The 19,833-nt window shown below is 65.3% G+C and carries 22 protein-coding genes; 13 read left to right on the top strand and 9 right to left on the bottom strand.

Translation table 11 applies throughout. The features are described from left to right. Positions 1-5: 5 nt before the first annotated feature. Genes AB0L82_RS15385 through mptB form a run of 3 tightly spaced genes read right to left on the bottom strand, consistent with a single transcriptional unit; the run spans position 6 to position 3,363 of the window. Positions 6-788 (bottom strand): ABC transporter permease, encoded by a 783-nt coding sequence (locus AB0L82_RS15385; RefSeq protein ID WP_364635864.1) that lies wholly within the window; start codon positions 786-788, stop codon positions 6-8. Further along, the gene (locus tag AB0L82_RS15380) at positions 785-1,717 is read right to left on the bottom strand and encodes an ABC transporter ATP-binding protein (RefSeq protein WP_364635861.1); all 933 of its coding nucleotides are present in this window, start codon (positions 1,715-1,717) and stop codon (positions 785-787) included. Before AB0L82_RS15380 ends, AB0L82_RS15385 begins: the two co-directional genes overlap by 4 nt. Beyond that, complete coding sequence (mptB, locus tag AB0L82_RS15375) at positions 1,714-3,363, bottom strand: polyprenol phosphomannose-dependent alpha 1,6 mannosyltransferase MptB (RefSeq protein WP_364636120.1); 1,650 nt, start codon at positions 3,361-3,363, stop codon at positions 1,714-1,716. Before mptB ends, AB0L82_RS15380 begins: the two co-directional genes overlap by 4 nt. 385 nt (positions 3,364-3,748) lie before the next feature. On the opposite strand from mptB, the gene AB0L82_RS15370 reads away from it, so the two are divergent. Continuing rightward, a complete protein-coding gene (locus AB0L82_RS15370) occupies positions 3,749-4,342 on the top strand; it encodes a TetR/AcrR family transcriptional regulator (RefSeq protein ID WP_364635858.1) in 594 nt (197 codons plus the stop codon). Positions 4,343-4,510: 168 nt separating this feature from the next. On the opposite strand, the gene AB0L82_RS15365 is transcribed toward AB0L82_RS15370, so the two are convergent. Continuing rightward, the gene (locus tag AB0L82_RS15365) at positions 4,511-5,182 is read right to left on the bottom strand and encodes a GAP family protein (RefSeq protein WP_364635855.1); all 672 of its coding nucleotides are present in this window, start codon (positions 5,180-5,182) and stop codon (positions 4,511-4,513) included. 198 nt (positions 5,183-5,380) lie between these two features. Here AB0L82_RS15365 and AB0L82_RS15360 point away from each other — a divergent pair, with 198 nt between their 5' ends. The 8 genes from AB0L82_RS15360 (at position 5,381) to AB0L82_RS15325 (ending at position 12,666) form a co-directional block, all read left to right on the top strand. Continuing rightward, entirely contained in the window at positions 5,381-6,160 is a 780-nt protein-coding gene (locus AB0L82_RS15360; protein WP_364636117.1) for a metalloregulator ArsR/SmtB family transcription factor, read from the top strand. Then, complete coding sequence (sufB, locus tag AB0L82_RS15355; RefSeq protein ID WP_364635852.1) at positions 6,157-7,593, top strand: Fe-S cluster assembly protein SufB; 1,437 nt, start codon at positions 6,157-6,159, stop codon at positions 7,591-7,593. The genes AB0L82_RS15360 and sufB overlap by 4 nt, the downstream gene beginning before the upstream one ends. Then, positions 7,593-8,771: a Fe-S cluster assembly protein SufD gene (gene sufD, locus AB0L82_RS15350; protein WP_364635849.1), complete on the top strand. Its 1,179-nt coding sequence runs from the start codon at positions 7,593-7,595 to the stop codon at positions 8,769-8,771. The genes sufB and sufD overlap by 1 nt, the downstream gene beginning before the upstream one ends. 39 nt (positions 8,772-8,810) lie before the next feature. Then, positions 8,811-9,581: a Fe-S cluster assembly ATPase SufC gene (sufC, locus tag AB0L82_RS15345; protein ID WP_364635846.1), complete on the top strand. Its 771-nt coding sequence runs from the start codon at positions 8,811-8,813 to the stop codon at positions 9,579-9,581. Between the two features lie 12 nt (positions 9,582-9,593). Further along, positions 9,594-10,847 (top strand): cysteine desulfurase, encoded by a 1,254-nt coding sequence (locus tag AB0L82_RS15340; RefSeq protein WP_364635843.1) that lies wholly within the window; start codon positions 9,594-9,596, stop codon positions 10,845-10,847. Between the two features lie 3 nt (positions 10,848-10,850). Then, the gene (sufU, locus tag AB0L82_RS15335) at positions 10,851-11,339 is read left to right on the top strand and encodes a Fe-S cluster assembly sulfur transfer protein SufU (protein WP_364635840.1); all 489 of its coding nucleotides are present in this window, start codon (positions 10,851-10,853) and stop codon (positions 11,337-11,339) included. After that, the gene (locus AB0L82_RS15330) at positions 11,332-11,748 is read left to right on the top strand and encodes a metal-sulfur cluster assembly factor (protein WP_364635837.1); all 417 of its coding nucleotides are present in this window, start codon (positions 11,332-11,334) and stop codon (positions 11,746-11,748) included. Before sufU ends, AB0L82_RS15330 begins: the two co-directional genes overlap by 8 nt. 66 nt (positions 11,749-11,814) lie before the next feature. Further along, complete coding sequence (locus AB0L82_RS15325; protein ID WP_364635834.1) at positions 11,815-12,666, top strand: alpha/beta hydrolase; 852 nt, start codon at positions 11,815-11,817, stop codon at positions 12,664-12,666. Here AB0L82_RS15325 and AB0L82_RS15320 read toward each other — a convergent pair. Together AB0L82_RS15320 and AB0L82_RS15315 are read right to left on the bottom strand one after the other, a co-directional pair. Continuing rightward, on the bottom strand, positions 12,650-13,714 hold the full coding sequence (locus AB0L82_RS15320; protein WP_364635831.1) for an acyl-CoA desaturase: 1,065 nt from the start codon (positions 13,712-13,714) through the stop codon (positions 12,650-12,652). The genes AB0L82_RS15325 and AB0L82_RS15320 overlap by 17 nt on opposite strands. A 98-nt stretch (positions 13,715-13,812) precedes the next feature. Continuing rightward, positions 13,813-14,886: an alpha/beta hydrolase family protein gene (locus AB0L82_RS15315; RefSeq protein ID WP_364635828.1), complete on the bottom strand. Its 1,074-nt coding sequence runs from the start codon at positions 14,884-14,886 to the stop codon at positions 13,813-13,815. Positions 14,887-15,060: 174 nt separating this feature from the next. On the opposite strand from AB0L82_RS15315, the gene AB0L82_RS15310 reads away from it, so the two are divergent. Further along, entirely contained in the window at positions 15,061-15,588 is a 528-nt protein-coding gene (locus AB0L82_RS15310; protein ID WP_364635825.1) for a hypothetical protein, read from the top strand. A 12-nt stretch (positions 15,589-15,600) separates the two neighbouring features. Here AB0L82_RS15310 and AB0L82_RS15305 read toward each other — a convergent pair whose 3' ends face one another. Further along, entirely contained in the window at positions 15,601-16,227 is a 627-nt protein-coding gene (locus tag AB0L82_RS15305; RefSeq protein WP_364635821.1) for a hypothetical protein, read from the bottom strand. Between the two features lie 88 nt (positions 16,228-16,315). On the opposite strand from AB0L82_RS15305, the gene lexA reads away from it, so the two are divergent. From lexA to AB0L82_RS15290, 3 genes are all read left to right on the top strand, one after another. Further along, positions 16,316-16,978 (top strand): transcriptional repressor LexA, encoded by a 663-nt coding sequence (lexA, locus tag AB0L82_RS15300; RefSeq protein WP_364635818.1) that lies wholly within the window; start codon positions 16,316-16,318, stop codon positions 16,976-16,978. Between the two features lie 87 nt (positions 16,979-17,065). Beyond that, on the top strand, positions 17,066-17,521 hold the full coding sequence (locus tag AB0L82_RS15295) for a DUF4189 domain-containing protein (RefSeq protein ID WP_364635815.1): 456 nt from the start codon (positions 17,066-17,068) through the stop codon (positions 17,519-17,521). Between the two features lie 126 nt (positions 17,522-17,647). After that, complete coding sequence (locus AB0L82_RS15290) at positions 17,648-18,271, top strand: hypothetical protein (protein ID WP_364635812.1); 624 nt, start codon at positions 17,648-17,650, stop codon at positions 18,269-18,271. Between the two features lie 5 nt (positions 18,272-18,276). Here AB0L82_RS15290 and AB0L82_RS15285 read toward each other — a convergent pair whose 3' ends face one another. Continuing rightward, positions 18,277-18,849: a GNAT family N-acetyltransferase gene (locus tag AB0L82_RS15285; protein ID WP_364635809.1), complete on the bottom strand. Its 573-nt coding sequence runs from the start codon at positions 18,847-18,849 to the stop codon at positions 18,277-18,279. A 44-nt stretch (positions 18,850-18,893) separates the two neighbouring features. Then, positions 18,894-19,811 carry a Ku protein gene (locus tag AB0L82_RS15280; protein ID WP_364635806.1) on the bottom strand — a complete coding sequence of 306 codons (918 nt, stop codon included), beginning with the start codon at positions 19,809-19,811 and terminating at the stop codon, positions 18,894-18,896. Between the last annotated feature and the right edge of the window lie 22 nt (positions 19,812-19,833).

The following is a 19,833-nucleotide window of genomic DNA, read 5'->3' as shown; positions in this document are numbered from 1 at the left end:
GGGTGTCAATCGAAGCGGAAGAAGCGGGTGGCGAGCCAGCCGCTGACCGCGCTCCAGGCGGCCAGCACGGCCAAGCCGTACCAGTCGATGCTGGTGCGCAGCGCCTGTTCGAGGCATTCCGACAGCGCGCCCGAGGGGATGATCCGGGCGATCAGGCTGACCGCGTTCGGCAGATCATCGGACATGAAGACCAGGCTGGCGGTGCCGAGCATGACGAACCACAGGATATTGGCAAGCGCCAGTACGATCTCGGCCTTCAGGGTGCCGCCGAGCAGCAGTCCCAGCGCCCCGAAAGCGACTGTGCCCAAGGCGATGACGACCGCGCCGAGCGCCAAACCGGCCAGCGACGGCCGCCAGCCGAGCGCGAATCCGATGGCCCCCAACAGGATCGACTGCAACACCACCACGATCAGCACGGCCGAGCATTTGCCCGCCACAATGCCCCAGCGGGGGAGTGGTGTCGCCCCAAGGCGTTTCAGCGCGCCGTAGCGCCGATCGAAGCCCACGGCGATGGCCTGACCGGTGAACGCGGTGGACATGACCGCCACCATCATCACCGCGGGCACGACGCGATCCACCCGGTGCTCGCCCAGCCCGCTCATCGGCAGCAGCGTCAGGCCGATCAACAGCGTGATCGGAATGAACATGGTGAGCAGCAGCTGTTCGCCATTGCGCAGCAACAGGATCAGCTCCATGCGCGTCTGCGCGATGAGCATCTTGGCGCGCGTGGTGGGCTGCGGCGCGGGGGCGAACGTCCCGGGTGCAAAGCGGTTGGTGGTCTCGGTCATCCGCGGATTTCCCGTCCGGTCAGTTCCAGGAAGACATCCTCCAGGCGGCGCTGGTCGATGCGAATATCGGTGGGCAGCACATTGATTCGCGCGCACCAGGCGGTCACGGTGGCCAGCACCTGCGGGGTGATGTCGCCGTGCAGCTGATAGGAGCCGGGACTGGATTCCTTGGGCGTGAAGCCTTCCGGCAGGGCCTGGGCCAGCAGTTCGAGATCCAGATTCGGCGGGGCGGTGAAGGCCAGACGGCCTTCGGCCCCGTGCGAGGTCACCTCGGTGGGCGTGCCCTGGGCGACGATGCGGCCGTGATCGATGATGACCAGCTGATCGGCGAGCTGTTCGGCCTCATCCATGAGGTGCGTGGTGAGCAGCACGCTCACCCCGTCCCGGCGCAGCGCGTCGATCAGCTCCCACACCAAATGCCTTGCCTGCGCGTCCAATCCGGCGGTCGGCTCATCGAGGAAGACGATTTCGGGCCGTCCGACCAGGGCGCAGGCCAGGGCCAGCCGCTGCTGCTGACCGCCGGACAGGCGGCGGTACGGCGTGCGGCGCGCGTCCTGCAGACCGAGTGTCTTGAGCAGCCAGTTCGGATCGAGCGGATTCGCCGAATACGAGGCGACCAGATCCAGCATCTCCCCGGCGCGCGAACCCGGATACGCCCCGCCGCCCTGCAACATCACACCGATGCGCGGGCGCAGCTTGTCCGAATCGGCGATGGGATCGAGCCCGAGCACGCGCACGCTTCCGGCATCGGGGGCGACGAAACCTTCGCACATTTCCGTAGTGGTGGTCTTACCCGCGCCATTGGGCCCGAGCAGCGCCAGCACCTGCGCGCGTTGCAGTTCGAAGCTGAGTCCGTCGACCGCGGTGGTATCGCCGAAGCGTTTGACGACGCCGTCGACTCTGACGGCGGGTTCGGAGGCTGCGGTCACGATGAGACACCGTAAGCCGTGGGTCGCTGTGACGGAGCCGACACCCCCGGCTGATTGCGCCACGGCAGCACATTCCGGGTCAGGAAAATGAACAGCACGCCCACGAGCACGGTGGCGATGGCGGATTCGACGATCTGGAAAACATAGAAGTCCGCACCGCGCGGCATGACGATCATGCTCACCACCACCGAGAGCACCACGGCGGGCACGCGGAACGCGGGCCGGTTCGCCCAGGCGGCGAGGGGAACGATCGCCCACAGCAGATACCAGGGCTGCACCACGGGGAACAGCAGCACCAGCGCGCCGAGGCCGACGCCGAGCGCGCCGATGGGATTGAGGCGTCCGGTCCAGGTGGCCACGAGCATGCGGATGATCACGAATCCCGCCACGATCTCGGCCATCGGGCGAATGAGATCGAGCAGAGCCGTGGTGTGATCGCCGAGTCCGAGCAGTACGCCGCCGAATCCGGTGATGATGCTGACCGCGGTCGGCAGTGACAGATAGCTGCGCACGGTACTGGCTTGATTCAGCGTGTACACCCAGCCGAATCCGAGCCCGCTGAAACCACTGACGAAAGCCGTTGTGGCAATGGCGAGCGCGCCCAATATGGCACCGGCGAGCAGTACCGATCGAATGCCATTGTCCCAGCGCCGGGCGAGTGCCATTCCGACGAAACCGAGCGCGACGATCGAGGTGATTTTGATCGATGACGACAGCGTGATGACGACCGCACCGAATATCAGCATGGCCCAGGCATTCCTGTCGAATACCGGCGAATCGTCAATGGCCCGCAGGCAGAATTCCAATCCGGCCAGCATGAGCCCCAGCATGATCGCGTCATTGTGCACGCCACCGACCAGGTGGAACAGCACGAGCGGATTGGCCGCGCCCAGCCACAGCGCGCTGACCGGTGCGACTCCGCAGCGCCGGGCCAGCCGGGGCAGCGCCCATACGATCAGCGCCACGCCCGCGAGCGCCAGCAGCCGGTGCATCCAAACCCCGGCGATGATATTGCTGCCGGTCAATTCCGCGATACCGCGACCCATCCACAGGAACAGCGGTCCATAGGGCGCGGGCGTCTCGCGCCAGATATTCGGCACATTATTGGTCAGCACATTGCTGAGCCCGAGCCCGTCGACCGGACCGACCTGATAGGGATCCAAGCCCCGCGCCGCGATTTCACTCTGTGCCAGATACGAATACACGTCATTGCTGAACATGGGCGGCGCGACGCTGAGCGGAATGATCCACAGCAGCAATGTCCGATCCATCTGCGATCGGGTGAGCCGATGCCGTGGATTCCCGCCCCAGCCGCCCACCGCGAACCGCCCGAGCAGCAGCCACGCCATCACCACCAGGGTCGCGCCGATCATGCACATGGCCAGCGTCGAGGTATGCGCCCGCGCGAAGAATCCCAGCACCCGCAGTCCGGACGTCGGATTCTGATGTACCGGTTGCGCCCCCACGCCCAGCGCCGAAATCGCCATGATGACCACCCCGGTCGCCCCCAGCAACCGGATCCGCATCAGCTGCAGCGTTTCTCGCCGATCGAGCCCCGGCACCTCGGACTCATTGGTGTGCAACACCGCGATCGTGTGGTCGGACGGCCGCACGTCCAGGCCCAGCACCCGGCGACCCAGCTCCATTACCTTGCGCCCCGCGCCGTCCGCTACCGCCACGGTGGTCAAGCCTAGTAGGGCGGGTACCACCGGACTCTGATCGCCCGGCTGTGCCGAGTGGTGAACCCGCCCGCGCGGACTCGGTGCACGCCCGGAGCGGCGAGGGCGATTGTCCCGCGGCCACCACCCGGCTGTCCTTCGAACTCTCGGAACCGGAATGCCCGCGCGGCGTACCTGTCGGCGGAACCGAACGGCGGGCGGCGTATCCCACCGCCAGCCCCGCGTGGTTCGGCACGGCGGGTGATGGCGCACGGCCTGCGAAAGTGCGCATCGTGCAAAACAATTGAGTGATCTGTGCCGGTTCGGATCGATTCGCGCTGCCGGTGTCGGACCTCGCTCATACGCTTGACGCATGGTTTCCGAGTCGAAGCGGCGGATCGAGGTGGCGGCGGCCGGGCTTTTGGCGCGGCACGGCTATCACGGGTTCGGGTTGAAGAAGCTGAGCGAGGCGGCCGGGTTGCCGTACGGGTCCATCTACCACCACTTTCCGGGTGGGAAGGAGGAAATCGCGGTATCGGCCATCGCGGGGACCGGGCTGCTGGTGGGGCGCATGATCGAGGACGCCCCGGCGGATGTGTTCAGCACGGCGGCAAGCCTGTTCGACTTCATGGCCGCGAAACTCGCTGTCTCGGAATGGACCGACGGTTGTCCGGTCGGCACTCCGGCGCTCGACGGCGGCAGTGATGTGGAGGCGGTGCGCACCGCGTGCGTTTCGGCATTCGATGCCATGGCAGCGGGTTTCGCGGAGCTGCTCACCGAAATGGGCCTGCCCGAAGCGGAATCGCATGAGCTGGCGACCACGGTCGTCGCGGCCTATGAGGGGGCGACCCTGCTGGCGCGGGTGCGGCGGTCGCAGGAGCCGCTGCATACGGTGTCGGCGGCCATGGCCCGGCTCATCCGAGTGAGCCTGGCGGAAATCGCTGTAGCGGAGCAGAACTCACCCTAGGTGAGGTGTATAGAACGATCGTTCTAGGGATGATCGAAGCATGCGGCGACTCATGCTCGACGGCCCCGCCACCGGCTTAGCGGTCGCGCTGGGCGCGTCCCGCACCGTCTATCGATGCCCTCCTGCTGGAAGAGCCCGCCGAATTGGTCGCCGTCCGCGCCTGAACCGCTAGGCGAGCCCGCTGATGCCATCACCCAGTGATTTCGCGCTGAGCAGTGCGAACAGCACCGCCATGATCACGTAGTGATTGCGCACCGTCCATTCCTTCCAGCGTTCGAGGGTGCCCGTCGCGGTCTCGCGTCGTACGAAGTGCAGGGATAGCGGCACCAGCACCCCGGCCGAGGCGATGGCGATGAAAATCAGTGCCGCGCCGACCCTTCCGGCGATATGCGCGGTGGATTCGGCCGTCGTCACCGCGCCCGCGGCGATCTGCGTGACGTTCTTCGGATTGGCCAGTGCCAGCACCACACCCAGCGCCAGGCAGTTCCCGCCCCGGAACTGCTCGAGATGCGCCAGTCGCGCGGGCAGTATGCCCGCGTTCTCCGCCCGGGCCAGTCGCAATTGCCGCAGCGTCATCAGCGCCAGCAGTACGCCGAGAATGAGCCGGAACCACGCCACCCAGGTGCCGGGCTGTCCATCGTGTTCGGCTCCCGCCACGCTTCCGATCGCCAGCAGCACCACGAAAAGCCCGCTGATCGCGAGCACCCAGCCGATCATGAAGGCCACCGCGTTCGAGCGCCCGCGCGGTGTGGCGATCAGCAGAATCACCGCTATCAGCGCGAGCGGGCTGATAGCTACGCCCACCGCATGGCTGAGGAACTGGCCGACCGCGTGTCCCATGGGGTGTCTCCTGTGGGTCGATCCGACTGCTCAATCGGTCAGGTTCGAGGGTAGCCATAAGATTGCCGAACTTTGCGCCGGTCGGACCGCGTGTGGATGGTGTGCAAAGGTTCACACCCCCGGCACCCCAAAGTCAGGTGACCCTTACTGGAACGCGGGAAGTAATTCCGTCACACTGATGTTGTGAAAACCGTGGGTTTGCGGAACGCGAAGGCGGAAACCGGGCGCCAGCTGGGCGCCCGGCCTGCTGTTGTGCCCGCACCGGCCGGTGAGGGCCACACCCGCGAGGCCGTGATCAAGCTACTGCTGGAGGAGGGTCCGATCACCGCGACCGCCATCGGCAAACGGCTCGGCCTCAGCCCGGCGGGTGTCCGGCGGCATCTGGACGCACTCATCGAGTCGGGTGAGGCGCGGGCCGCGCGATCGGCGTCCTGGCAGCAGCAGGGGCGTGGTCGTCCGGCCAAGCAATACCAGTTGACGGCCACCGGTCGCGGCCGTTTGGGCCATGCCTACGATGACCTGGCCGGCGCCGCGATGCGCCAGCTGCGCGAGATCGGCGGGGATAAGGCCATCGTCGAATTCGCGCGCAAGCGGGTCGCCGCGATTGTCGCCGGTATCGGACAGTTGGAGCGGCATACGCCGGAGGCGACCACCGATAAGGCCGATGAGATCGCGGACGCGTTCTCCGAAGCCGGATTCGCCGCCTCCACCCGGAAAGTCGGTGCGGGAGTACAGATCTGCCAGCACCACTGCCCGGTTTCGCATGTCGCCGAGGAATTTCCGGAATTGTGCGCCGCCGAGTTGGAGGCGTTCAAGGAAATCCTGGGTACCCATGTACAAAGACTGGCGACCATCGCCAATGGCGATTGCGCGTGCACCACGCATGTGCCGCTGATGCTTACCCCTAAAAACGCAAAACCCCACGTTGCCCAGCCCGCAACGACTTCTACACACGACTCCGGAAGGAGTGCCGAATGACGACTACGACTGACCAGGTGCAGCCGCTGTCCCAAGAGGAGACCATTGCCTCCATTGGTACGTACGGGTACGGCTGGGCCGACAAGGATGTCGCCGGTGCCAGTGCCAAGCGCGGCCTCTCCGAGGAGGTCGTACGCGACATCTCGGCGAAGAAGAGCGAGCCCGAATGGATGCTCGACTTCCGCCTGAAGGCGCTGCGCATCTTCGAGAAGAAGCCCATGCCGAGCTGGGGTTCGGACCTGGACGGCATCGATTTCGACAACATCAAGTACTTCGTGCGGTCCAGCGAGAAGCAGGCCGCCACCTGGGATGACCTCCCCGAGGACATCAAGAACACCTACGACAAGCTGGGCATCCCGGAGGCGGAGAAGCAGCGCCTGGTGTCCGGTGTCGCCGCGCAGTACGAGTCCGAGGTCGTCTACCACTCGATCCGCGAGGACCTCGAGAAGCAGGGCGTCATCTTCCTGGACACCGATACCGCGCTCAAGGAGCACCCGGAGCTGTTCCAGCAGTACTTCGGTTCGGTCATTCCCTCGGGTGACAACAAGTTCTCCGCGCTGAATTCGGCCACCTGGTCCGGCGGTTCGTTCATCTACGTGCCGAAGGGCGTGCACGTGGATATCCCGCTGCAGGCGTACTTCCGCATCAATACCGAGAACATGGGTCAGTTCGAGCGGACGCTGATCATCGTCGACGAGGATGCCTACGTGCATTACGTCGAGGGTTGTACCGCACCGATTTACAGCTCCGATTCGCTGCACTCCGCGGTCGTCGAGATCATCGTGAAGAAGGGTGGCCGCTGCCGGTACACCACCATTCAGAACTGGTCGAACAACGTCTACAACCTGGTCACCAAGCGGGCCAAGGCCGAGGCGGGCGCGACCATGGAATGGGTCGACGGCAATATCGGCTCCAAGGTCACCATGAAGTACCCGGCCGTGTGGATGACCGGTGAGCACGCCAAGGGCGAGGTGCTGTCCATCGCGTTCGCCGGTGCGGGTCAGCACCAGGACACCGGTGCCAAGATGCTGCACCTGGCGCCGCACACCTCCTCGAACATCATCTCCAAGTCGGTGGCGCGCGGCGGCGGTCGTGCCTCGTACCGCGGCCTGGTGCAGGTGAACAAGGGTGCGTACGGCTCGAAGTCGACCGTGAAGTGCGATGCGCTGCTGGTGGACAACATCTCTCGCTCGGACACCTACCCGTACGTCGATATCCGCGAGGACGACGTGACCATGGGTCATGAGGCGACCGTGTCGAAGGTGTCGGCCGATCAGCTGTTCTACCTGATGAGCCGCGGCCTCACCGAGGACGAGGCCATGGCGATGGTGGTGCGCGGCTTCGTTGAGCCGATCGCCAAGGAACTGCCGATGGAATACGCCCTCGAGCTCAACCGCCTGATCGAACTGCAAATGGAAGGAGCCGTCGGCTGATGACGGTCGAGAATGTAGCCGTTGCTGCCGAGGCTCGTCCTCCGGCGCTGAACAAGGGCGAAGTCTTCGCCTCGTTCGACGTGAACGCGTTCGAGGTGCCTTCGGCGCACGACGAGGCGTGGCGGTTCACCCCGCTGCGCCGCCTGCGCGGGCTGCACGACGGCACCGCCGTTCGTGACGGACAGGCCGTCGTCGAGGTGAATTCCGTCGAGGGCGTCACCGTCGAGACTGTCGATCGCACCGACGCGCGCCTCGGCGTCGCCGGCACCCCGACCGATCGTGTTGCCGCACAGGCGTACTCGGGCTTCGAGCAGGCGACCATCGTGTCCGTCGGCGCGGAAACCGAAGTGGCCGAGGCGGTTACCGTCACGGTCACCGGTCCGGGCGAGGGTAAGACCGCCTTCGGTCACACCCAGATTCGCCTGGGCAATTTCGCGCACGCCAATGTGGTCATCGATCAGCGCGGCAGCGGAACCTACGCGGAGAACGTGGAATTCGTGCTCGGCGACAGCGCCAAGCTGAATGTCATCGTCATCCAGGACTGGGCCGACGATGTCGTGCACCTCACCGCGCACCACGCCAAGCTGGGTCGCGATGCCACGCTGCGGCACACCAATGTCACCCTGGGCGGCGATCTGGTGCGCCTGACCGCGACCGTCCGCTATGACGGTCCGGGCGGCGACGCCGAAATGCTCGGCGTGTACTTCGCCGATGACGGCCAGCACTTCGAGCAGCGGCTGCTCATGGATCACTCTGAGCCGAACTGCAAGTCGAATGTGCTGTACAAGGGTGCGCTGCAGGGCGATCCGACCTCGAAGAAGCCCGATGCGCGCACCGTATGGGTGGGCGATGTGCTCATTCGCGCGGCCGCCGAGGGCACCGAGACCTACGAGGCCAACCGCAACCTGGTGCTCACCGATGGCGCGCGCGCCGATTCGGTGCCGAACCTGGAGATCGAGACCGGCGAGATCGTCGGCGCCGGACATGCCTCGGCCACCGGGCGTTTCGATGATGAGCAGCTGTTCTACCTGCGCTCGCGCGGTATCCCGGAGGAGGTGGCGCGGCGACTTGTCGTGCGCGGCTTCTTCTTCGAGATCATCTCCAAGATCACGGTCCCCGAGGTCCGCGAGCGGCTCGAGGCGGCCATCGAGGCCGAACTCGCCGCCGTCGGCGTCTGATCACCCATACTTCCCATCCCGCAAAGGAATTCGAATTCGATGACCACCCTGGAAATCAAGGACCTGCACGTCGAGGTCGCCAACCCCGACGAGTCCGGCGAGCCCATCAAGATCCTCAAGGGCGTCAACCTGACCGTGCGCTCGGGCGAGACGCACGCGATCATGGGCCCCAACGGTTCGGGCAAGTCGACGCTGTCGTACGCCATCGCCGGTCACCCCAAGTACACGGTGACCTCCGGCTCGATCACCCTCGACGGTGAAGACGTGCTGGAGATGACCGTCGACGAGCGTGCCCGCGCGGGTCTGTTCCTGGCCATGCAGTACCCGGTCGAGGTTCCGGGCGTCTCGGTCTCGAACTTCCTGCGCACCGCCGCCACCGCCGTCCGCGGTGAGGCTCCCAAGCTGCGCACCTGGGTCAAGGAGCTCAAGGAGTCCATGACCGAGCTGGAGATCGAGCCCAGCTTCGTCGAGCGCTCGGTCAACGAGGGCTTCTCCGGCGGTGAGAAGAAGCGCCAGGAGATCCTGCAGCTGGGTCTGCTCAAGCCGAAGATCGCCATCCTGGACGAGACCGACTCCGGCCTGGACGTCGACGCGCTGCGCATCGTCTCCGAGGGTGTCAACAAGTACAAGGAACGGGAGAACGGCGGCATTCTGCTGATCACCCACTACACCCGCATCCTGCGCTACATCGAGCCCGATTTCGTGCACGTGTTCGTGAACGGCCGCATTGTCGCCGAGGGCGGCAAGGAGCTGGCCGAGGAACTCGACTCGAACGGTTACGTGCGCTTCACCTCCGCTGCTGCTGTTTAGGAGCCCCTGCTGATGACCACTACGGTGCCTGCTTTGGACGTCGCCCGCATCCGCGCCGACTTCCCGATCCTGAGCCGCACGGTGCGAGACGGTAAACCCCTGGTCTATTTGGACTCGGGCGCCACCTCGCAGCGGCCCGCGGCGGTGCTGGACGCGGAACACACCTTCCTGACCCAGCACAATGCGGCGGTGCACCGTGGTGCGCATCAGCTGGCCGAAGAGGCCACAGACGCTTACGAAGACGCGCGTGCGGATATCGCCCGCTTCGTCGGCGTGGACGCGCGCGAGATCGTGTTCACCAAGAACGCGACCGAATCGCTGAACCTGGTGACCTACGCGTTCTCCGATTCCCGGTTCCCGTACCACGTGGGACCGGGTGACGAGATCGTAGTCACCGAGCTCGAACATCACGCGAATCTCGTTCCGTGGCAGGAACTCGCACGCCGCACGGGCGCGACGCTCAAGTGGTACGGCATCACCGATGACGGTCGCATCGATCTCGATTCGCTCGAATTGTCGCCCGCCACCAAGGTCGTCGCGTTCACGCATCAGTCCAATGTGACCGGCGCGATCGCCGATGTGCCCGAAATGGTGCGTCGCGCAAAGGAAGTCGGCGCGCTCACGGTGCTCGACGCCTGCCAGTCGGTGCCGCATATGCCGGTGAACTTCCGGGAGCTCGGCGTGGACTTCGCCGCGTTCTCCGGTCACAAGATGCTCGGCCCCTCCGGTGTCGGCGTGCTGTACGGCCGCTACGCACTGCTGGAAGAGACCCCGCCGTTCATCACCGGCGGCTCCATGATCGAGACCGTCACCATGGAGGCCACCACCTACGCGGCCCCGCCGCAGCGGTTCGAGGCGGGCGTGCCGATGACCTCGCAGGTCGTCGGATTGGGCGCTGCCGTGCGGTATCTGGAAGCCATCGGTATGGATGCGGTTGCGGCGCACGAGCATTCGCTCGTAGCCGCTACCCTCGAAGGGCTCGCCAAGATCGATGGTGTTCGCATCGTCGGCCCGGCCGATACCCTGAATCGCGGTGGCGCAGTATCTTTCGTGGTGGACGGTATTCACGCCCACGATGTGGGCCAGATCCTCGATGACGAGGGCGTCGCGATCCGCGTCGGGCACCATTGCGCGTGGCCGCTCATGCGCCGCCTCGGCGTTCCGGCCACCGCCCGTGCCTCGTTCGCCGTCTACAACACCCTCGACGAGGTGGACGCGCTGCTGGCGGCGGTGCGGAAGGCTCAGAGCTTCTTCGGAGTTGCATAGATCATGCGCATGGAGCAGATGTACCAGGAAGTGATCCTGGACCATTACAAGCACCCGCACCACCGCGGCCTACGCGAGCCGTTCGGTGCGGAAGTGCATCACGTCAACCCGACCTGCGGTGACGAGATCACGCTGCGCGTACAGCTGGACGACAATGGCGATGTCACCGATGTGTCCTATGACGGCCAGGGCTGCTCGATCAGCCAGGCGTCCACCTCGGTGCTCACCGATCAGGTCATCGGCCTGCCGGTGCAGCAGGCGCTCAAGGTGGTCGACTCGTTCAACGAGATGATCTCCAGCCGCGGCACCCTCGAGGGTGATGAGGACATGATCGGCGACGGCATCGCCTTCGCGGGCGTGTCCAAGTACCCGGCGCGAGTGAAATGCGCGCTGCTGGGCTGGATGGCGTTCAAGGACGCGGTGGTGCAGATCGCCTCCGCCGAGGAGACCAAGCTGCCGATGTCGAACGGGGAGAAGAAGAACGATGAGTGAGACCACCGGAACTCCGGCCGACGGCTCGGTGAAAGACGCCGACGCCGTGGTCGAGACCACCGAAACCGTTGCGCCGCAGGAACTGAGCGAGGAAGACGCCGCATTCCTCGAGGACCTCGAAGAGGCCATGCGCGATGTCGTCGACCCCGAGCTCGGCATCAATGTGGTCGATCTGGGCCTGGTCTACGGTATGACCGTCACCGACGGCATCTGCAAACTGGATATGACCCTGACCTCCCCGGCCTGCCCGCTCACCGATGTGATCGAGGACCAGTCCCGCAATGCCCTGGTCCGCAGCGGCTTGGTCGAGGACCTGCAGATCAACTGGGTCTGGATGCCGCCGTGGGGCCCGGACAAGATCACCGACGACGGCCGCGAGCAGCTGCGCGCGCTCGGCTTCACCGTCTAGCCATACAGCCTGTCATCACCCCCGCCGGAATCCGGTGGGGGTGATTTCGTGTGGTAGGCATACCGTATGCGGCTTGATGAGTGGATTGCCGGTGGCGGGCATATACAGCTTGGTGGGCATGACATCTTCTACCGGCAGGACGGTCCGGTGGATGGGCGGCCCGTGACGCTGGTGCACGGATTTCCGACCTCATCGCACGACTGGGCGCCGATCGTCCCGGCGCTGGTCGAATCCGGTTGCCGGATAACGACTTTGGACCTGCTCGGGTTCGGAGCCAGTGCCAAGCCCGCACGATACGACTATCGGCTCACCGAGCAGGCCTCGATCATCGAGGAGCTGTGGGAGCGGTTCGAGATCGACAGGACCGCGCTGGTCTCGCACGACTACGGGGTGTCGGTCGCTCAGGAGCTGTTGCACCGCAACGCGAATCGCATTACTTCGGCGGCGTTCCTCAATGGCGGTCTGTATCCGGACCTGCATCGACCGATCCGGATACAACGGTTGCTCCACGGACCCGCGGGCGCGGTGCTGCAACATCTGTCGAGCGAGCCGATGTATCACCGGTCGCTGCACGAGGTGTTCGGCCGACCGGTCAGCGACGAAGCCGTGCACGATATGTGGCTGTCCACCACGATGAACAACGGTAAGCGGGTACAGCACCGGCTGCTCCGCTATATCGACGAGCGGCGCACGCATTCCGACCGCTGGCGCACGGCCCTCGAGAGCTATCCGGGTCCGGTCCAATTCATCTGGGGCCCAGCCGATCCCGTGAGCGGTGCGCATGTGCTGCCGCGGCTGCGCGAACGCCTCCCCGATGCGCACATCCTCGTCCTCGACGAGGATCCGGCGACCGGCCACTACCCCCAGGTCGAGAATCCCGGCCCGGTGGCGGCGGCCCTGGTCAGCTTTCTGCGCTGATTTCCGACTGTCGCAGTGGTGCGCCGACGTGATGCAGGTGCCGCAGCGCCTCGCGGTAGGACGAGACCAGTCCGGTCTCGTGGTACGCCACACCGATTTCGGCGCAGTAGTCGCGCACGATGAGCCGGGCATGCCGCAGATTCGGCGTCGGCATGCTCGGGAACAGGTGGTGCTCGATCTGATAGTTGAGTCCGCCCAGCGCGATATCGGTCAGCACGCCACCGCGCACATTGCGTGAGGTGAGCACCTGGCGGCGGAGGTAGTCGGGCCGTTCGTCACCGGTCAGGGTCGGCATGCCCTTGTGGTTGGGGGCGAAAATACATCCCATGTAGAGACCGAACAGACCCTGATGCACCGCGATGAACGCGAGGCCCTTATCTGCGGGCAGCACCGCGAACACCGCTATCAGGTAGAGCGCGAAATGGGTGAACAGCAGCGCACCCTCCATGCGGCGATGTTTGACCGATCGATTTCCCAGCGCGCGGACGCCCGCCAGATGCAGGTTCAGCCCTTCGAGCAGCAGCAGTGGGAAGAACAGATACGCCTGCGCGCGCCCGACGATCCGGGCGATCCCGCGACTGGACCGCGCCTGCCGCTGCGACCAGACCAGAATGTCCGGTGCGACATCGGGATCGAGGTCCTCGTGGTTCGGATTGGCGTGATGGCGGGTGTGCTTGTCCTGCCACCACCCGTACCCCAGGCCGATTCCGGCATTGCCGACAATCCGTCCCACCAGCTCGGTCGGCTTGCGCAGCCGGAAGACCTGCCGATGCGCGACATCGTGCATGACCAGCGCGACCTGCGCGAACGCCACCGCCATGAACCCGGCGACCAGCAGCGTCCACCACGAATCGCCGACGAGCAGGAACGCCGCCCATCCGCCGATGAACGCGAACCCGACGAGTCCGAAGCGGGCAACGTAGTAGGCGGGCCGCCGATCCATCAGTCCCGCATCGGAAATCCGGCGCAGTAGCCGGGCGTAATCACCATCGGCGCCGCGTCGCGATGTCCGTGAAGCTGACTCGGGTACCAAGCCGGATGTCGTCATGCCCCGAAGCTATCGGCGTATCTCTCGTTCGCCGTAACCCGTTGGTACGGCATGGAATAGCTCTCCGGAGTGATACCGGCGGGACTATCGTCCGGGATTCACGCCTCGATGTCGAGGCCCTCGGCCAGCACCGGCCAGCTCTTGATCAGCTGATCCCGCCAGTACTGCCAGGCGTGTCCGCCGTCCGGGGGTAGATCGTAGGTCACCGGAATTCCGAGCTCGAGGAGCCGATCGACCATATTGCGCGTGCAGAAGCCGGTCGCGGCCTCGGTCACGCCGTCCACGATCAGATGGTCCACCACATCCGCCGCGGTGCGGAATTCGTCGCTGTACCCATCGTAACCACCGGGAACACCGGTGCCGCTATAGAGATAGAGCCCCACACCGCGCAGCTTCTCGGCATGCACGTACGGATCGTTCTCGGCCCACAGCGGATTGTCCGGCGCACCGTACATATTGTCGAGATTGCCGCCCGCGACGAATTCGGCCACCACGCGCACGAATTCGTGCCCGATCGGATCGCTGATCTGCGGGCAGCCGCTGTAGGCCGCCACCGCGCGGAACAGTCCGGGTGCGGCGATGGCCATGTTCAATACCGCGGTTGCGGACCCGGATACGCCCGCGATCGCATTGATACCATTGGCGCCCAAGGCTTTATCGATCAGCGGTGGCAGTTCGGCGGTGAGGAAGGTCTTCCATTTGTTCACGCCCAGCACCGGATCGGGTGCGCGCCAGTCACCGTAGAAACTGGCGATACCGCCGATGGGCTGGACGACGTTCACCTCCTTGGTCGCCAGGAAATCGAAGACCTCGGGCGCGCGATCCTGCCAGCTCTTGCCGCCGTATCCGCCGGACGCGCCATTGAGCAGATACAGCGTCGGATGCGGCCGGGTCCGATCCGCGGGCCGCAGCACATCCACTCGAATCGGCTTGTCCATCGCCGCCGAATACACCTGGAATGACAGTGTGCGATCGTCGACGATGTGGACGCTCACGATCTCGGGCTGCTCGGCCCGCGCCGCCACCGGTATGACCGCCGCCGGTATCGCAAAGCACGCGGCTACCAAGATGATTCGAATCCGATGCCGCATGCCGCCTCCGCTGAGAAAGCTCGCCGGTCCCGTCATCACGATCGTAGCCGCCCAGGTGTGCCGGTCGAGGAATTCGGCCATCTCAGGGCCGTTCCGGGATCGGGATCGGAATGAGGTGTTCGTCCTCCAGATCTCGGGGTGATATCGACCCCGGCGGCGGGCGGGCGGGTGCTGTTAGGGTGTGCGCGTCGCGCCGGAAGGGGAGCCTTGTCCTACATTGTCAGCCCGTATGCCGTTGACCTGGAAGGGATCCGGTTGGTCGGATCCTATGGCCAGGAGTTCGCGGATGCCGTGGTGCGGTCGACGCCGCAGCATGTGCTGGATCGGCTCGATGAGGCCGAGGAGCTCGGGCTCACCCCGCGCGATGTGATGCGGCAATTGCTGCTGGGCGAGCCGATGGAGCAGGATTTCGGGCCGACCTACGGGCATGCGCTCGAGGTGCTGTGCCACCACTCCGGCAAGCTGCTCGGCAATGCGCACTGGGCGGGTATGCGATTCCGGTACTTCTCCATGGTGGAGCAGGCGCTGGCCGATATCGGCGTCGAGTTCGATCCGGCGGAGCTGGTGCTCGGCGGTGCGCCCATCGACCTGCCGCCCATCGATGACTTCCCGAGCATCGGCTTCGTGGAGGGCTACCGCATCGATGCCATGGCGGACACGTTGAACGCCGTCGATCTGGAGCTGCTCACCGATGACTCCATCCGCGGCTCGGTGGCGGAAATGCGCGAATGGGCGCGCACCTGCCAGGCCGAGGGCACCGGCCTGGTGTGCTTCTACTACTGAATCGCGCCGGAATCAGGGACGTTTGGTCCAGAACAGTTTGTCGAGGTTCTTGCGGCGATCATCGGCCCAGTCCCACATGTAGTCGGCGATGCGCGTCGGATTGTCCAGGGTGGTGCTGAACATATGCCCGCCGTCGCGGTACTCCAGCAGGAATTCACCGGTCGGCTGCCGGTAGGTCTGGATGAAGGTGTCCGGATCATCCGGCTCCTGGACAATCAGAAAGGGTGTGCGGGCGACCGTCGTCAATTCCGGTATCCAGGAGTGCAATTGGCGCTGGGTGAGCACATTGAAATACCGCGCACCGCCGACATTGACGCGGAAGTCCCGCATTTCCGGTCCGGCCAGACTGCCGTCGCGCGGATCGTAGAGCGCGAATTCGGTTCCGGCGATGAGTTCTTCGATCCATAGCAGTGCGCGCCAGGCCGCGTGATCGGGCACCGTCACCCGGACGCAATCGCCCACCGCGGCCAGCGTGATGCGCCCGTTCCAGACCGGGATCTCGGTATTCCAGCGCCACAGCCCGGCCAGTACCGGGCCCAGACTCACCGCCGGAATGCCGCCGCTGGCGGCTGCATACGCTTCGACCTCATCGGCGGAAGCAACGGAATCTGCCGGTAGTACGACGAATTCGCAACTCACCGCACCAAACTAGTGCACGGCGGCGACACACGCGGACCGTTGGCCGCAGTCGGCGAGCAACCGCGTCGCCGCACCGTAGGATGCGCGGGTGACCGGATACGACGACTTCGACGGGTTCGCCCACCTCGACACCTCCAGCCTGCACCCGCGCCAGCAGCAGATTCTCTGCACGATCCGCGATTGGGTACAGCGGCACGGGTATTCGCCCAGCACCCGCGAGATCGGTGACTCGGTCGGGCTCAAATCCGGTTCGTCGGTATCGAAGCATTTGAAGGCGCTCGAGGAGCGCGGTTTCCTCACCCGCAGCGAATCGGTCACCCGTCCGATGGATGTGCGGCTGTTCCTCGAGTCGGCCGCGCCGCGGCAGACCTCCGGCGATTCGGTTCCGGTGCCGGTGGTCGGCGATATCGCGGCGGGCACGCCGATCCTGGCCGAGGAGCACACCGATGACGTGCTGTCGTTGCCGCGCGAATTGGTCGGCCGCGGCACCGTCTTCGGCCTGCGCGTGCGCGGTGATTCGATGATCGACGCGGCCATCTGCGATGGCGACATCGTGGTGATCCGCAAGGAGAGCGAGGCGCACTCCGGGGAAATCGTGGCGGCCATGATCGACGGTGAAGCCACCGTCAAGGTCTATCGCCGACGTAACGGCCATGTCTATCTGGAGCCGCGCAACCCCGCCTACGACGTGATCGATGGTGACAAGGCAGTTGTGCTCGGCAAAGTCGTCTCGGTAATGCGCCGCGTTTGATTCCGTCCGGTAAGACCGGATTGGACAATATGGGGTCCCTCGACAAGGATTCGACCCGTTCCAATAATTCATCACGGGGAGTATCGAATGTCGTTGCTGCGCAAGGCCGGAATAGGCCTCGCCATCACCTCGATGGCCGCGATGGGCATCATGGCCGCCGGTCCCGCCAATGCGGCGGAAGACGCGCCGGGCTTCACGGCCGCTTCCGGTGATCTGTACGGCGCCCTGGCGCTGTCTCGGAGCACCGGAAATGTCGCATACGCGGTCAACTATGGCAGCTGGGGCGGTGCCGATGGCGCCGCCGTCAGCAAGTGCGGTGGCGGCGACTGTGAGGTCGTCGTGCACTTCGCCAACGCGTGCGGCGCTGTCGCACAGGGCGCCGACACCCGCTTCGGCTGGGCGTGGGCGGCCACCAAGGTAGACGCCGAGAAGGGCGCCATCGACGTGCTGGGTAACAGCGCGCCGAAGTTCCCGGACGTCGGTTCCGCATCGCCGCGCGGAGCCAAGGTGATTCTGTCGGCGTGCACCGATAACGCGCGTTGACACTGGCGAGGGCGCGCTAGCGCACTCGCCGCCCGTGCGCCGTACCGGATTTCCGGTGCGGCGCACTTTTGTTTGCCAGGGCCCGTTTTCCAGCAAACCACCTGTCCGGCCGGAGATGATTTCCAGGTGGACGACATCACCTATGAGGACACCCGGTTCGCGATGCACGCGGCGGCGGAACTGCTCATCGCGGGTCCGCAGTATCGGCGGTTCGGCAGTATTCGCATGCGCATCGTGCTGGGTGGTTTCACCGGCGTGAAGTGGCCGGTGTCGGTGACCGGGCCCGATCTGGTCTGGCCGCAGGGCCGAATCCGATTACACGGCAGCTATACCGAACTCGCCATCGCCGCCGGGTTCGAGGCCGACGGCCCGCCCGACGGGTTGTATTGCGAAGGTACGGGTATGGACCCGGACGAGCCCTTCGTGGTGGATACCGAGGCGGCGGTGTCGGTACACGACTGGTTCGCGGTGGGGGACACCGCATTACGGCGTTTCGCGGCCGAACAGCCGGTGCTGTGGCCGGAGCATTTCGACCTGTCGGTCGCCGTGGGCGAGGTGAATTACGGTGTGTCGCCGGGGGATTGGGAGAATCCGCAGCCATACGCCTACGTCGGCCCGTGGACGCGGCGGCACGGCGAGTTCTGGAATGCCCCGTTCGGCGCGAAACGCTCCCGGGCTGAGGCGGGCACGGTGGAGGCGCTGCTGGAATTCTTCCGGGAGGGCCGGGCCCGTGCCGCCGCCGACGCCTAGGGGAGCTAGCGGCCCACGCGCGGGCGGCCGCCCTCACCGGCGATGCGGCCCTTGCGGATGAGTTCGCGTTTGGTGCCCGGGGTCAGCGTGACCTGATCGCTGTCACCGGCGGCGACGGTCTCCTCGAGCGGGACCGGATTCGGCCGCACGAACAGTGTGACGGTGGTGCCCTCGGTGAAGCCGTTGCGCTTCATCAGTGACGCCGAGGCGGTGTTGTGGATCTCCACATCGGTGACGATCCGCCGCGCGCCGCCCTCGAAAAGGGTGTCGCAGCAGGCGGACATGAGCCGTCCGGCGATACCGCGGCCCTGCATATCCGGCGCGACCGCGATCCATTCCAGATAGCCCCAGTCATCGCGCAATTCGAATTCCATGGAACCCAGCACGAATCCCACCACCCGATCCGAATCCACCGCCACCCAGCAGGAGCGGCTGGGGCTGTCCATATGCTCGGCCACCGAGGTGAGCGACCAGGAGGTGTAGGGCTTGGTGGAGGTGTCGAAGACCTCGTAACCCAGATCCAGGACCTGGCGTAGATGTCCGAGTCCCATGGGGACGATGGCTATGGCGGGTTCCATACCCGACAGTTTGCCAGGTGGATGCGGTTCTCACCCGCCCGGTCTCACGCGCCCTTGCGGGTTTGCTTGGCGGGTGCCTTCTTCGCCGCGGTCTTCTTGGCGGGTGCCTTCTTCGCGGCGGTCGTGGCCTTGGTCGCCTTCGCGGCCTTGGCGGGGCCCGATGCGGCCTTCCCGGTGCTGCGCCCGGAAGCCTCCAGACTGCGTTGCAGTGCCGCGACCAGATCCACCACCTCGGCGTCCATCTCGGGCGCGGCCTTCTCGGGCGCGCGGGTGACCTTGCCGCTACCGCTGGCGATGGCCTCGTCCAGCATCTTCTTCAATTCGATCTGGTACTCGTCCACGTACTGCGAGGGATCGAAATCGTCCGAGAGCGTATCGACCAGGGTCTCGGCCATCTGCAATTCCTGCGGTCGCGGCTCGGATACCCCGTCGAGTTTGTCGAACGCCACCGCGCGCACCTCATCGGGCCACAGCAGCGCCTGCAACACCAGCACCCCGTCGCGCACGCGCAGCGCTCCCAGTCGTGTCTTCTGCCGCAGGGTGAAATGCACCAGTGCCACGCGATCGGTGTGTTCGAGTGTTTTCGCCAGCAGCACATAGGCTTTGGGCGTGGTCGAATCCGGTTCCAGGAAGTAGCTCTTATCGAAGAGCATGGGATCGATCTGCTCGGCCGGCACGAATTGCAATACCGGAATCTCATGCTTCTCGGCGGCGGGGAGTTTGGCGAAATCCTCATCGGTGAGAATCACGCGATCCCCCTCGGGGGATTCGTACGCCTTGTCGATATCGGCATACTGCACGGGTTGCCCGTCCACCGTGCAGACCCGCTCGTATTTGATCCGCCCCCCGTCGGCGGCGTGTACCTGATGGAATTTGATGTCATGGTCTTCCGTGGCGGTATAGACCTTCACGGGGACGTTGACCAGCCCGAACGCGATGGAGCCCTTCCAAATGGACCGCATGGTCTGATCGTAGCCAATCTCG

The organism is Nocardia sp. NPDC052001, from assembly GCF_040680615.1.
Lineage (GTDB): Bacteria > Actinomycetota > Actinomycetes > Mycobacteriales > Mycobacteriaceae > Nocardia.
Note: the sequence above shows the minus strand (reverse complement) of the source record. Positions and strands in the feature narration are given on the sequence as shown.

Excerpts from the sequence above, each read along its gene's own strand:
- AB0L82_RS15340 (WP_364635843.1), top strand. The coding sequence starts at position 9,594 with ATGACCACTACGGTGCCTGCTTTGGACGTCGCCCGCATCCGCGCCGAC.
- AB0L82_RS15330 (WP_364635837.1), top strand. The coding sequence starts at position 11,332 with ATGAGTGAGACCACCGGAACTCCGGCCGACGGCTCGGTGAAAGACGCC.
- AB0L82_RS15285 (WP_364635809.1), bottom strand. The coding sequence starts at position 18,849 with ATGGAACCCGCCATAGCCATCGTCCCCATGGGACTCGGACATCTACGC.
- AB0L82_RS15325 (WP_364635834.1), top strand. The coding sequence starts at position 11,815 with ATGCGGCTTGATGAGTGGATTGCCGGTGGCGGGCATATACAGCTTGGT.
- sufC (WP_364635846.1), top strand. The coding sequence starts at position 8,811 with ATGACCACCCTGGAAATCAAGGACCTGCACGTCGAGGTCGCCAACCCC.
- AB0L82_RS15280 (WP_364635806.1), bottom strand. The coding sequence starts at position 19,811 with ATGCGGTCCATTTGGAAGGGCTCCATCGCGTTCGGGCTGGTCAACGTC.
- mptB (WP_364636120.1), bottom strand. The coding sequence starts at position 3,363 with ATGGAGCTGGGTCGCCGGGTGCTGGGCCTGGACGTGCGGCCGTCCGAC.
- sufU (WP_364635840.1), top strand. The coding sequence starts at position 10,851 with ATGCGCATGGAGCAGATGTACCAGGAAGTGATCCTGGACCATTACAAG.
- sufD (WP_364635849.1), top strand. The coding sequence starts at position 7,593 with ATGACGGTCGAGAATGTAGCCGTTGCTGCCGAGGCTCGTCCTCCGGCG.
- AB0L82_RS15295 (WP_364635815.1), top strand. The coding sequence starts at position 17,066 with ATGTCGTTGCTGCGCAAGGCCGGAATAGGCCTCGCCATCACCTCGATG.
- sufB (WP_364635852.1), top strand. The coding sequence starts at position 6,157 with ATGACGACTACGACTGACCAGGTGCAGCCGCTGTCCCAAGAGGAGACC.
- AB0L82_RS15370 (WP_364635858.1), top strand. The coding sequence starts at position 3,749 with ATGGTTTCCGAGTCGAAGCGGCGGATCGAGGTGGCGGCGGCCGGGCTT.
- AB0L82_RS15320 (WP_364635831.1), bottom strand. The coding sequence starts at position 13,714 with ATGACGACATCCGGCTTGGTACCCGAGTCAGCTTCACGGACATCGCGA.
- AB0L82_RS15315 (WP_364635828.1), bottom strand. The coding sequence starts at position 14,886 with ATGGCCGAATTCCTCGACCGGCACACCTGGGCGGCTACGATCGTGATG.
- AB0L82_RS15365 (WP_364635855.1), bottom strand. The coding sequence starts at position 5,182 with ATGGGACACGCGGTCGGCCAGTTCCTCAGCCATGCGGTGGGCGTAGCT.
- AB0L82_RS15385 (WP_364635864.1), bottom strand. The coding sequence starts at position 788 with ATGACCGAGACCACCAACCGCTTTGCACCCGGGACGTTCGCCCCCGCG.